This is a genomic window from Streptomyces sp. Root1304 (assembly GCF_001426405.1).
Classification (GTDB): domain Bacteria; phylum Actinomycetota; class Actinomycetes; order Streptomycetales; family Streptomycetaceae; genus Streptomyces.
In genome coordinates, this window is record NZ_LMEP01000023.1 from 512434 (window position 1) to 525621 (window position 13188).

Here is a 13188-nt window from a genome sequence, read left to right on the forward strand (position 1 = left end):
ACCAAGGCGCGGAGCCATGGATGAAGGCGCGGACAGAGGGAGAAGGGACGGACGGGCCGTGGACCGGGCGAGAGAAGGCACCGGGCGCGGTCGCCCGGTGCGGCGCACACCGAGGACGGAGTGCGCCGCACCGACACGGCAGTCCGGGCGACACCACCGCGGGCACCGGCCCGGCCGGCCAGGACCCATCGCCTCACGGCCCCGCCCCGGCCCCGGGACCGGCGGGCGACACCCCGCCGGTCCCAGCCCCGTCACCCCCTCATCGACGTCGTCTCGTCCGTCGCACCTTCAGCTCCTCGAACCGCGGAACATCACCGTCGACGATCCGCTGCCACGCCCGCGCGAACAACTCCGCCGTGGGTTCGACCGGCACCAGGGAGCCCAGTACCGGACGGTTGCCCGCCACCAGCCCGTACATCGGCAGCTTCCACTGCTCGACGGGCAGCACCGGCGTCGCCTGTTCGACCCAGGCACCGGGCAGGAACAGCGAGCGTCCCGCCCTGGCCCGTACGGCCGAGACGACCAGGTCGCCGGCCTCCAGCTCGGCGCGCGCCGCCTTGAGACGGGCCGGCTTCCACCCCGTCCACCGCGCCGTGTTCCGGTCGGTCGGGTCGGGCATGGCCAGCAGCATCAGGTACACCGTGGCCGCGTCCGCCCCCAGACCGTGGGCCTCGGCGACCTCCGCCACGAGCGCGGGCACCGAACGCGACGGATCCTGCGGCCACCAGGTGCCGTCCTGACCGGTCTCGCCGGCCGCGGGCGCGCCCGGATCGGCCAGCAGCCGCGCGAACACCGGATCGTGCGCGCGCAGCAGCGCCGCCTCCACCGCGGTCTGCTGCTGGTCCGGGTCCCGCAGCGCCACCAGGTACGGATCGGACCCGGTGGAGTCGAGCAGTGACGTCCGCAGCGCCGGCTGGGGCTGGTTGTCCTGCGTGGCCAGGAGCACCGCGCCGTACCGCTCGTGATCGGGTGCACTCTCGGTCGGCGCGCCCGCCACCTTGCGGAACTCCGGGAGGCTCGTATAGCGCCCCACGGACAACAGCAGGTCGGGCGAGGCGAGCCGCTGCCGCACAGCGGTGAGCGCACCGGGGAGTGCCGCCCGTACGGGATCACCGGCGGGCAGCCGGTGGGCCAGCCACGCGGTGAGGCTCATCGAACCCGTGAGCACCGATGTGGTGAACGGGTTGTCGGCCGGGGCCACGGTCACCGGCCGGTCGCCCTCGATGTGCCACGCCACGTCGACGCTCAGCTCCGGGGACGCCGAGGGGTCGATCAGTGCCGGAAGCGCCCGGTGCACGGACCAGCCGCTGCGCGCGGCGCGCGTGGCCTCCGTGGCGAGCCAGTCGGGGACCTGCGCACGCCGCCCCACACGGGCGTTCCACACGGCTGCCGCCGCCGCCACGTCGGGCCCCACGCTCCACAGCAGCGACGGGTCTTCGGGGAGCAGCGCCGCGACCACGGCCCTGCGCACCTCGATGGAGAGCGCCCGCAGCTCGTCGCGCGCCAGTCGCGCCTCGGCCACCTTCAGGCCGAGGGTCTTGCGCAGGTCCGCCGGAAGGAAGTTGTTCTCCCAGGTGTCCACATCGGGCATGCCCACGATGACGAGCCGGGCCAGCGCACCGGACACCCCGGTGAGCCGCCCGAACTCCTCCGCCGCCTCCGGAACGAAGGAGACCGCCGTACGGTTCGACGCCTCCCGCAGGAAGGCGGCCAGCCAGTCGGCGCCCCGCGCGCGGTCACCGACCGGTGCCTCGGCGCGCAGGGTGTAGGGGCCGGGCACCTCGAACCGACCGCTCGGGTCGTACAGCAGCGCCCCGAACTCCCGTCCGTCGGGCACGCTCTCGTTGTGCTCCGTGATGCCGAGCACCGATCCCCCGCCGAGCGGCAGGACGGAGCGGTGCCACATCCCGTGCTCCCGGCCGTCCGGGTTGTGCAGGTGCGACGAGCCGAGGTGGACCGTCACCCTTCGCCAGTGTCCGGCCGACCCTGCCGTGGAGGCCAGTCCCAGCGCGTCGATCCGACCGAGGACGCCGAGCAGCGCGGCCCGGTGCTCGTCCGTGCTGCCGGGAGCGATGGCGCGGTACGCGAGGGCGGCCGGCTCGTCGAGGAGGGAGGTGAAAGGCAGCCCGGAGTACGGCAGCGACGGCAGGTCGAAGTGCGTCTGCCCCGGTCGAGCCGTGGCGTCCGTGTCGGCCCGTGCCGACGCCAGCCCCTCCAGGAAGCGGTGGGCGAGGTCCTCGTCGGAGCCCAGACGGTAGTACCCGGAGCTCATGACGCCGCTCAGCGCCGTACCGAGCAGGCGGTCGGCCGGGCCTTCCCGCCGGACCACCTCCCGCTCGGCGGCCGGGTCGAGCCGCGCGGCCACGGAGTCCAGGGCCTTCTGCTGCTGCACGGCGAAGTGCAGCACCTTCACGACTCCCGCGATCAGATCGGGCGCGGAGATCCCCGGCAGCGCGGAGCTCACCAGCTCCGGCAGGTCCGCCGCACGCTCCGCGGCGGCAGCCGCCTTCAGGAGCGTGCCGGCCGTCCCGGCGTCCGCCCGGCGCAGCGCGGCGGACCCCGCCGCGTCCCGCGTGCGCAGCGCGTACAGGTGGGACAGGGGCGGCAGGGGCGCGCCGGCCGTTCCGTACAGCTGGTTCAGATTGCCGTCGGTCTTCGCCGTGACCACGCCGTCCGGGTCGGTGAGCGACAGCACCCGCCACTGTTGGGACACGGCCCTCGGCCGGTCGTCACCGGGGAACGAGACCGCCGCGAGCGGCGCGTCGGAGCCCTCGGGCAGGACGACGCGGCGCCCGGCCGTGTCCTCCGCCTGCCAGCTCTTGTCGGGCAGCCGTACGACACGCCAGCCCAGCAGCCCGTCCGGCCACGTGCCGAGCACCGAACCCTCGACCGCCGGAGCCGGGCGCAGCCACGAGGTGTGCGCGAGCAGTTCGGCGCCCGAACCGTGGGAACGCAGCGCGTCGGCGAGGAACCCGGGCTGCGACCGCCGGCCGTACCCGCCCTGGACCGGGTCGTACTCGACCCAGCCGTTCGGGCCCTGCCGCTCCTCCGACTCCCACACCCAGTACGCCGTCCCGTCGGACACCAGCGCCCGCTCCCCGGGCACCTTCGTGTCACCGCGGTGCAGCACCCCTCCGCCGGTGGTGCGGCCCCCGCCGGGCAGCGGCAGACTGACGTGAGAGGAACGCATGGACCAGAATTCGGCGCCGCCGTCCAGGGTGAACACCACGTCGGGCGCGGTGTGCCAGTAACCCTGCGCCTCGCCGGACCGCCCGTAGAACCGCCAGAACACCATCAGGGCGCCGTCCACGTAGTGGAACCCCATCCGACGGTGCTGCCCCGACGGCAGCCGCAGATCGTGGGTGAGCACGGTCGAGTCGGCGTCGATGACCCGCACCTGTACGTCATTGGCCACGATGAGGTACGGCCAGGCCTCGACGACGGTCAGTCCGTCGAGCCCGGCGCGCCCGGGAGCCAGCTCGGCGAGCGCCTCCTCCCACGCCGACCAGCGGAGTTCCTCCCACAGACCGCCGCGCAGGGTGCGTGCCAAGGTCTCGCCGAGGTCGGCGGCCGCCGCCGCCGCGACCTCCTGCGGTGCGAGCGCGAGGGCCTCGACGGGCAGCCACGTCAGGCGCGCGATGGCACCCGGAAGCCCCGGCAGCCCCGCCGCCGTCGAACCGCGGGCGACATCGCGTACCCACTCCGCGAGCATCGGGCGGCCACCGGGCGACTCGGCGAGCCGCCGCAGCACGTACGCGTCGTCGGACGAACCGTTGAACCCGTTCGCGCCGGCGCGGAACGCGGGACGGAAGCGGGGGTCGGCGGCGAGGGCGACCAGATCACGGCGGTGCTCGCCGCGCGCCCAGTCCGCCAGACCCAGGGCCTCGTCCCGCCGGTTGCGACCGGGCGCCACCGGGTCGGCGACCGGAATCTCCAGCGCGAGCAGCAGGTCCAGCAGGTCCACGTCCTCGACGCCGATCCGCAGCGCGTCCTCGCCGTCGGTCCGGGCCGCGAGGTCGGACCGCAGCCGCCCCGCCGCCCGGCTCACCAGGTCCAGCAGGACCGCCGGAGTCGGGCGGGCGCCCCAGCCCCTGTGCCGGGCGGCGTGGAAACGCTCCAGCCAGCCGGCCGCACCGTCGGCGCAGCTCTCCTCCGGCGCGACGTCCGTGGCGGTGAGACCCTTGTCGGCCCCGGACTCCACCAGGATGTCCAGCCACAGGTCACTGAGTTCGACCTCGTTGCCCGGCGGCGTCATCGACAGCAGCGTGCCGCGCACGGACGGGACGCGGCGGGCGAGCGCGACCAGCGCGGCGCGGTGCGCCTTCCACCATCCGGCGGCCGCCCGCAGCGTCGCCGGGAGGGGGAGGAGCTCGGCGAGGTAGTCCTGTTCCTCCTCGCTGCCGGACAGACCCGCGGCGCGGGCAAGCCGCCGCAGCTCCACGGCGGCCTGGGCGGACGGGGCGAGCCCGCCGGCGGTCCGGCGCACACACAGCCGCCGGAAACGCTCGTATGCCTCGGCGGGTTCCAGCCGGGCCGACAGCTCCTTGCCGTAGCTCGTGAGCACCTTCACCGGCAGCGCGCCGGCCAGGGCGAACTCGAGGAACACGGCGTCGAGCCGGTCCTCGTCGACCGACAGCCCGTGCTGCGCCTCGCTGCTGCGGGCGCGCCCGAACAACTGGCCCGCGTACGTCGCGTTCTCGACGCCGAGGAAGACCCGGGCGGACTGCTCGTAGAAGACGGGCAGGAAATGCGGAACGGCGGAGGCGAGACGTCCGGCCAGTTCGTGGCAGGCGTCCAGGGCGGCCTTCGGCTTGGTCTTCGCCTGTCGGGCCAGCCGGTCCAGCTCCGGCACGACCGCCAGCGCGTGATGCCCGTCCGCCGGGTGATGCACGAGCACCCACTCGGGGAAGCCCAGTTCCTGGCGCTGTCCGAGACCCACCACGACCGGGTCCCCGTGCGGTTCGAGGCCGAGGAAGCCCGTGGCGAGGTCCTCGGCGGGGCCGAGTTCGGCGGCGGCGAGCCGGACGACGACCCGCTCCTCCCCGAGCACCGCGTGCCGGTACGTGCGCGCGGTCAGCTCGACCGCCGCGTCGCCCGCCCCCTCGGCGTCGGCCGGGAGCACCGCTCCGGCCTTCAGCAGCTCCCTGTTGTCGGAAACGGTCGTGCCGGTCACGCGTCCTCACCCTCTTCGATCGTGCGGCCGGCGTACAGCGCCGCGGCCATGCGCATGCCCTCGGACCAGGCCACCGGCCCGACCTCGCTCAGCCGCACCGCGCGGCCGTCCTTGTCGTGCCAGCCCAGGGCCCCGGTCTCCGACTCCCCGTCCCAGTACGGTTCGCCGATCCAGACGGACGCCTCCGTGCCGCGGCCCCCGTCGCGCACCTTGCACGTGGCGTAGCCGCCGGACACGCGGTATCCGAGCGCCGTGGCCCGCGCCGCGAGCCCGAAACGCGAAGCGAACTTCCCGCCCGCGTAGTCCCGTACCTCCGTCGCCGCCGCCGCGTGCCCGGCGGACGGCTTGACCCAGGTCGCCCGGTGGATCTGCTCCACCCGCTGGGTGATGCCGAGTTCGGCCGCGAAGTCCCGCACGTCGTCCAGATCGGGCAGCAGCACGGGATGGGGGAGGGTCACCGTACGCGGCGACAGCCGTACGGTCTCGCCGTCCAGGTCCACCACCTTCAGCTCGCCGTCCGGGGTGACGTCGCGGAGGAAGCCGACCTCGTCCGGGTCGTCGCCCACCACCGCCATGTCACGGAGTGCGGACTGCCACGCCTCGTCCGGCCACACCCGGGCGATCAGCGCGCTGGGCACGGGCAGCGAGGACACCATCCAGGTGTCGACCTGCGCCACGCAAGCGGCCGCGTGCCGGTCCAGCCATTCGGCGAGCCGCCGCAGCCGGTCGGCCTCGGGATGGTCGCGCAGAGCCTTCGGGAGGCTCTTCAACTGCCGCCCCCCGGAACGCCGGGCGACCACCCGTCCGTCATCGAGGGTGATCTCGTATTCCTCACCCGCTGCAAGCCACGCCATGAGCCGTGCCCCTCCGCCTGTCCGGTCAGAATCCGCGCAGCTCGAAACAAGGGGACGAAGCCCCTGAACTGCGATATGCCCGGAGACTATCCATGGCCACTGACAACGCCCGCCCGGGTGCCTGAGGCGGCGGTGGACCCCGCCCCTGACACGGGCCCGCCCCCTCGCGCCCCGCTCGGCGGGGGAGGGGGCGGGCGGGCGCAGGGCCGGGAACGCGGGGGGCGGAGCCGGGTCGGCCACGAGCCGGGCCCGAACGGAAGACACGAGGTCAGGGACAGGTCAGGGACGGCCCGGAGACGAGTCCGGGACCGGCCGAGGAAGAATCAGGGACCGGTCAGGGTCGCATCGTGTACGCGACGGGTGAGCACGCGTCAGATGCCGCAGGCGGAGGCGGACCAGAAGCGGCTGTCCCGGTGGTCGACATGGGCGTGATCGCCGTGCCCCGGATAGCCCGGACCGAGGATTCCGTTGAATCCGTGGTTGCGGGCCTGCTGCACGAACGTGCACAGCGAGTGCGGTCCCGAGCCCAGGTCGGCCGCGTCGCCGTAGAGATGGCGGCTCGACGAGGCACCGCCGACGGCGGCGTTGCAGGCCTGGCTGCGGAAACCGCTGGTCACACGGATGCTCTGGTCGCCGAGGGCGTGCCGCAGGGCCTCCAGCTTCCACATGGTGCGCAGGGCGTTCGACTTGGCGGTCGCGGCGCTCACCGCTCCTCCGGCCCAGGTGGTGTTGCAGGTGTTGAGTTCGGCGTAGGAGAAGTGGAGCGGGGTACAGTCGTCGTCCTGGAGCGCGTAGATCTTGCTGAACGTCGCGGGCCCCGCGACGCCGTCGGCGGCGAGCCCGTAGGCGCTCTGGAAGCGCTTGACGGCGGCTGCCGTGCCCGGCCCGTAGTCGCCGTCGATGGCCAGCACCCCGCCGTAGCCGGGGTATCCGGCCACACGGATCTGGAGGGCCGTGACGTCGGCGCCCGACGTGCCCTGGGAGAGGGTGCGCGACCAGGTGTAGCAGCCGTCGGCCTGGGCGGCGCCGGCGGTCGCCATCACCCCGGTCAGGGACGCGGTCATGATCATGATGATGGAGAGAAGCAGGCGCAGGGGCGGGAAAGTCGGGGAGCGTCGGAACATCGATCCTCCAAGGCCTCACGAATCCGAGGTGACCCAGGGATGGGAGTCCCCCCGAGATTGACGCCCCGGTCAACGCGCGTCAACCACGCCTGGGCGGCCGCCATTTGTCGGGCCAATGACGCCGCGACGACCGCCGGCACACGACGTCCGCGAGGGAAGCGCGGAGGGGCATGACGACAAGCGGCGCAGCGCGAGCGGCATGCCGGCCGGGGCCACCGAACCCCGCTCCGGACGCCGTTGTCAGACCCCCACGAGAAGATCTCCTCATGACGACTTCTCCCGCCGTTGAGGCGATGTCCGGCGTGCCCGACCTGCCCGTGCCGACCGGCCGTGACGAGTACGAGGCCGCGCTCCGAACCCTGCGCGAAGCCTCGCGGCAGTACTACACGGACGGCGACAGCGCCATGGACGACACCACGTACGACCGGCTGCGGCTGGCCGTGCTGGCCTGGGAGCGTGAGAACCCCGCGGAGGCCGCCCCGGACTCGCCCACCGGCCTGGTCGCCGACGGCGCCGCCCCCGTGGGCGACATCGCCCACACCACCCGGCTGCTCAGCCTGGACAACGTCTTCGACGCCGAAGGGCTGGTGGCCTGGGGCGCCTCGGTCCAGCGACGCCTGGGCCGCGCCCCGGTCGGCGGCTTCACCGTCGAACCCAAGATCGACGGCGCGGCGGTGGCCGCCCGGTACCGCGCAGGCCGTCTCGTCCAGGTCATCACCCGGGGCGACGGCAGCCACGGCGAGGACGTCAGCCACGTCATCGGCCAGATCGACGGCCTCCCGGAACACCTCGAAGGGGAGGCCACCGTCGAGGTCAGAGGCGAGGTCGCCTTCACCCAGGAGCAATTCGAGACGGCGAACGAGGTCCGCGCCGCCCACGGCGCGCAGGTCTTCGCCAACCCCCGCAACGGCACGGCGGGCACCCTGCGGGCGAAGGACCGCCCGTACCGGCTCCGCATGACGTTCTGGGCCTACGGCGCGGTGGAACTGGACGGGACACCGTTCCTGCCCGAGGGCACCGACGCGACGCACGCCGAGACGCTGGCGGCGGTGGCCGGCGCGGGCGTGCGGACGACGGCGGACTCGCCCGCGGGCCTCACCATCGTCCCCGACCTCGCCGAGGCGCAGCGGAGGATCGACGCGATCGGCGCCACGCGCGCGGAGCTGCCGGTCGGCATCGACGGCGTGGTGGTCAAGCTGAACGACACGGCCGAGCAGACGGCAGCCGGCTTCGGCACGCGGTTCCCGTACTGGGCCATCGCGGTGAAGCTCCCGGCGGTCGAGCGCCAGACCGTGCTGGAGGACGTGGTGTGGGAGGTCGGCCGCACCGGGGTCCTCGCACCCACCGCGATCCTCGCCCCCGTCGAGATCGACGGCTCCACCGTCACCCGGGCCACCCTGCACAACCCCGCCGACATCCGCCGACGCGACCTCCACATCGGCGACACCGTGACCGTGTACAAGGCGGGCGACATCATCCCGCGCGTCCAGGCGGCCGTGGTCGGGCTGCGCCCCGCCGGAGCGCGCGAGGTGCCGCTGCCCGAGACCTGCCCCCACTGCGACGGCGCGATCGACAAGCGCCAGGAACGCTGGCGCTGCGCGAAGGGCACCGCGTGCGCCCTCCCGGCGTTGATCGAGTACGCCGCCGGGCGCGAGATGCTCGACCTCGACGGCCTCGGCAAGACGTACGTCGCGGCCCTGGTCGGCTCCGGCGACGTCACGGACATCGCGGACCTCTTCACCCTGACCGTCGACCAGCTCACCGCCGCCTCCGGCAGCGCCAAGCGGGCCGCCAAGCTCGCCGAGCAGATCGAGACCGCCAGGACCCGCCCCCTCAACCGCGTCTTCTGCGCCCTGGGCGTGCTGGGCACGGGACGCAGCATGTCCCGCCGCATCGCCCGTCACTTCGGCACCATGGAGGCGATACGCCGGGCCGACGCGACGGAGATGCAGGACGTGGAGGGCATCGGCCCGGAGAAGGCCCCGGTCATCGTGGAGCAGGTGGCCGCGCTGGCCCCCGTCATCGACAAGCTGATCGCGGCGGGCGTCAACATGACCGAGCCCGAGGACCCGTCGGCCGGCCAGGGCGGCGGACCGCTGGAAGGGAAGGTCGTCGTGGTCACCGGCAAGATGGCCGGCCCGCTGGAGGGATTCGGCCGCTCCGAGATGAACGCCCTGATCGAGAAGGCCGGAGGTCGAGCGGGAAGCAGCGTCAACGCCAAGACGTCCATCCTCGTCGCCGCCCCGTCCGCGAACGGCAAACCGAGCTCGAAGGCGGTCAAGGCCACGGAACTCGGGATCGAGGTACTCGCACCGGAAGCCTTCGCGGAACTGGTCGCGGACTTCCTGACGTGAGGTGAGGCGGGCCCGGCCCGGTCCGGCCCGGGCTCGCTTTGGCGAGGGCGTGGCCCCGGCCCGGACCCCGGATCTGAGAAGATCCGGAGATGTCGCGAAGCTTTGAGGACCTGGTCGCGGAGGCGGATGCCGCCCCGGTGGAGGGATGGGACTTCTCGTGGCTGGTGGGACGGGCCACCGAGCAGCGCCCGTCCTGGGGGTACCAGAGCATGATGGGCGAACGCATGGTGCGCGCCTCTGCCGCGCTGGACATCCAGACCGGTGGCGGCGAGGTGCTCGCGGGGGTGCCGAAGTTCCCGCCGCTGGCGGTGGCCACCGAGTCCTGGCCGCCGAACGTCGCCAAGGCGACCGCGCTGTTGCATCCGCTCGGCGCGGTGGTCGTCGCGGATGAGGACGAGCCTCCGCTGCCTTTCGCGGACGAGGCCTTCGACCTGGTGGTCAGCCGCCATCCGGTGACGGTGTGGTGGGAGGAGATCGCCAGGGTGCTGCGCCCGGGTGGCACGTACCTCTCCCAGCAGGTCGGCCCGGCCAGCGTCTTCGAACTGGTCGAGTTCTTCCTCGGACCCCAGCCGGAGGAAGTCCGCCGGAAGCGGCATCCCGACGACGCCCGCACGGCCGCCGAGGCGGCAGGTCTGGAGGTCGTGGACCTTCGCTCGGAGTCCCTGCGCACCGAGTTCTCCGACATCGGCGCAGTGGTCTACTTCCTCCGGAAGGTGATCTGGATGGTGCCCGGCTTCACCGTCGACGGGTACGGGGACCGACTGCGGCAGCTGCACGAGCGGATCGAGGACGAAGGCCCGTTCGTCGCCCACACGACACGGTTCCTCATCGAGGCGCGCAAGCCGGTCTGAGCCCCACCACGCACGGACCGGTCGCGGCGGGCGTCAGCGCAGGGCGATCCTCGCGGTGACGGGAAGGTGGTCGCTGCCGGTGGCGGGCAGCGTGCGGATCTCCCGGACCACGGCTCCGCGCGCCAGCACCTGGTCGATGCGGGCCAGCGGAAGCCCGGCCGGGAAGCTGAACGCGAAACCTCGCTCAGGAGCCCCCAGCCGCGAGGTCAGGGGCGCCAGACCACGATCGTCGACGGTTCCGTTGAGGTCGCCGAGGAGGAGCACGCGGTCCGACCGCTCGGCGGCCAGCGCCCGGCCTAGGCGGCCGGCGCTCTCGTCGCGCCGGGCGGAGGCGAGACCGCCGGCCCCCACCCGTACGGACGGCAGATGGGCCACGTACGCGACGACGTCCCCGGACGGCGTACGCACCACGGCGCGCAGCGCGCGGTTCCAGCCCTCCGCGATGTCCCGGGGCTTGATGTCCAGGGGCCGGGCATCGGCCAGCGGATGGCGGGACCAGAGTCCGACGGTGCCGTGCACCACGTGGTACGGGTACTCCGGCGCGAGCACCGCCTCGTACGAGCCCCGCGCCGGATCCACCAGCTCCTGGAGAGCGACCAGATCGGGCGCGCCCGCGGCGAGGGCACGGGCGGTTCCCGCCGGATCGGGGTTCTCGTCACTGACGTTGTGCTGGACGACGACGAGCTCGCGCCTGTCCGGCTCGCCCGAGGGCAGCAGCAGCACGCCGTACGCATGGCTCCAGACGGCGACGGGCAGCAACAGCGCCACCAGCGCCACGGCGTACCGACGGATCAGCGCGAGGACGGAGAGGGGGACGACCACCAGCCCCAGCCACGGCAGGAAGGACTCCAGCAGACTGCCGAGCCGGCCCGGGGAGTTGGGCAGGACGGAGTGGAAGGCGAGGAGCCCCGCCGTGACGCAGGCCAGCGCGGCGATCACCCGACCGGAACGGCGTCCGCGCACTCGGGCATCCCGCCCACGAACCCCGCCCCGGATCAGTCGGCGCCCGCCGCGCGCGGGCTCCGGCTTCCGGCCCGGGTCCGGCTTCCGGTCCGAGTCCAGCTCCGGGTCCCGCTCCCGCTCCTGGCCCGCCCCGGTGCCCGCCCCCGACCCGGACCGCGTCTCTGCCCCCGACCCCGACCCCGAGCCCGTCTCCGTTGTCCCCACCCTCGATTCCTCCCTCTCACGTCGCTGATCAGGACGTCCGAAAGGAGGGATCGGGTTCCGCTACAGCCCCGGGCCCTGCGGGGCAGGGCGCCGGTCAGCAGGTCAGGGTGCCCCTGCGGAGGGCGTGACCGCCGGTGTTGCTGTCGTCCGACCAGTAGACCGGCTTGGAGCCGCCGACACACGCCTCGGCGCCGCTCACGGAGAAGCCCTCGTTGTTGAGGTCGGCCATGCCGGCGGGACGGTTGTGGACGGCGGTCACGGCGAAGGCGCCGGTCGCGTTCACCCGGAGCGTCCGGTGCTGCCCGCCGCAGGTGTCGTCGCAGACCGCCCACAGGCGCGAGGCACCCGGCTCCCACTGCACTTCCATGACCCCGCTCATCCCACTGCTGACGGTGGCGACGCGGGTGAAGGCTCCAGAGTCGGCGAGGACGTAGCCGTGGATCGCGCCGGTGCCCTCGACGCCGACGAAGAAGACGCCGCCGGTGTGGGCGCCGTAACGGGCGGGGTCGTAGGCGGCGCCGGTCGACGCGTCCTTGAACCCGGCACCGGTCAGGGCGGCGTCGGGCACCCAGGTGATGCCCTCGAAGCCGAGGTTGGATCCCACGGACGGCAGGTCGGAGGTCAGGTTCCACTCCTGGGCCGCGGTGAGGGTGCTCCCGGTCCCGGCCACGTCGTAGCGGAGGACCGACAGGCGGCTGGTGCCGGAGGCGTCCCCGTTCCGCTCGCTCGCCACGAACACCCCACCCGCCGAGCCCGCACCCGTGAGCGTGACGCCCTCGCTGTCGGGGCTGCCGGAGCCCGTCGGGAACCGCAGGGTCCTGCCCGCGGACCAGCCGTTCGCGGTGTCCGGCTTCCAGCCGCCCGAGCCGTCGCCCACCAGCCGCCAGAGCGTGCCGGAGTTCTGCGCCGCCCACATGACGCCGCCCTCCTGGTGGAGGCCGCTGAGGTCCTCTCCGAAGACGTCGGAGCCGTCGGCGGTGGCCACCGCGGTGCCGCCCGGCCAGGCCACCGGAGTGGTCGAGCCGCCGTCGGTGCCGCCGCAGTCGTTGGGGGCGCCCAGGGTCAGGGCTGCCGTCCTGAACGCGCCGGTGCCGTCGGGGCAGCGCGACCAGGAAGGCGCCGAGTGCTTGGTCCAGGTGAAGCTGTCGACGAGCGTGCTGCCGTCCGGCAGGTAGAGGCGCGCCTTGTCGGCGGAGCCCAGACCGAAGGAGCCGTGGACGTCGAAGGTACGGAACGCGCCGGGAGCCAGCGAGGTCCCCGAGGCGATCTTGTACCTCGAGCCGCTCTGGTCGTCCTTGAGGATCCAGCCGGAGACGTCGATACTCGCGGCGCCCTTGTTGTACAGCTCGACGGAATCCTCGACGCTTCCGGTGGTCACCACTTCGTTGATCCGGATGTCGTCGGCCGGGGCGGCGTGGGCCGGGGTCGCCTGGAGCACACCGGCGGCCAGCAGAGGGGCGGTGAGGGCGAGGCGAAGGCTACGGCCCCACCCACGTGTACGTGCGGTCACGATGTCCGTCCAGGGAAGAGTTCCGACAGGGCGGGACGACGCTCCAGGCACGGACCGAACGAGCGGCCTCCGAAGGCTGATCGTGCCATGAACGGTGGACGAACCACGAGCGCTCCGCAGGGCGCACGGGCGCACGGCCGCTGCCCGTGCGAGCG

The 13188-nt window shown here is 73.5% G+C and carries 7 protein-coding genes; 2 read left to right on the forward strand and 5 right to left on the reverse strand.

Translation table 11 applies throughout. The features are described from left to right. Positions 1-259: 259 nt before the first annotated feature. The 3 genes from ASD33_RS24445 to ASD33_RS24455 form a co-directional block, all read right to left on the reverse strand. Positions 260-5173, reverse strand: coding sequence for a hypothetical protein (locus ASD33_RS24445; RefSeq protein WP_056564421.1), 4914 nt, complete (start codon positions 5171-5173; stop codon positions 260-262). Further along, positions 5170-6027 carry a DUF4132 domain-containing protein gene (locus ASD33_RS24450; RefSeq protein WP_056564424.1) on the reverse strand — a complete coding sequence of 286 codons (858 nt, stop codon included), beginning with the start codon at positions 6025-6027 and terminating at the stop codon, positions 5170-5172. Before ASD33_RS24450 ends, ASD33_RS24445 begins: the two co-directional genes overlap by 4 nt. 371 nt (positions 6028-6398) lie before the next feature. Continuing rightward, positions 6399-7151, reverse strand: a complete 753-nt coding sequence (locus ASD33_RS24455; RefSeq protein ID WP_056564426.1) for a D-Ala-D-Ala carboxypeptidase family metallohydrolase — start codon at positions 7149-7151, stop codon at positions 6399-6401. A gap of 266 nt (positions 7152-7417) precedes the next feature. On the opposite strand from ASD33_RS24455, the gene ligA reads away from it, so the two are divergent. Both ligA and ASD33_RS24465 read left to right on the forward strand, forming a co-directional pair. Next, positions 7418-9505 carry an NAD-dependent DNA ligase LigA gene (ligA, locus tag ASD33_RS24460; protein WP_056564429.1) on the forward strand — a complete coding sequence of 696 codons (2088 nt, stop codon included), beginning with the start codon at positions 7418-7420 and terminating at the stop codon, positions 9503-9505. 89 nt (positions 9506-9594) lie between these two features. After that, positions 9595-10356: a class I SAM-dependent methyltransferase gene (locus ASD33_RS24465; RefSeq protein WP_056564432.1), complete on the forward strand. Its 762-nt coding sequence runs from the start codon at positions 9595-9597 to the stop codon at positions 10354-10356. A 33-nt stretch (positions 10357-10389) separates the two neighbouring features. Here ASD33_RS24465 and ASD33_RS24470 read toward each other — a convergent pair whose 3' ends face one another. Together ASD33_RS24470 and ASD33_RS24475 are read right to left on the reverse strand one after the other, a co-directional pair. Further along, positions 10390-11319, reverse strand: a complete 930-nt coding sequence (locus tag ASD33_RS24470; protein WP_242427218.1) for an endonuclease/exonuclease/phosphatase family protein — start codon at positions 11317-11319, stop codon at positions 10390-10392. A 298-nt stretch (positions 11320-11617) separates the two neighbouring features. Beyond that, complete coding sequence (locus ASD33_RS24475; RefSeq protein WP_079044983.1) at positions 11618-13033, reverse strand: lamin tail domain-containing protein; 1416 nt, start codon at positions 13031-13033, stop codon at positions 11618-11620. Positions 13034-13188: the final 155 nt, after the last annotated feature.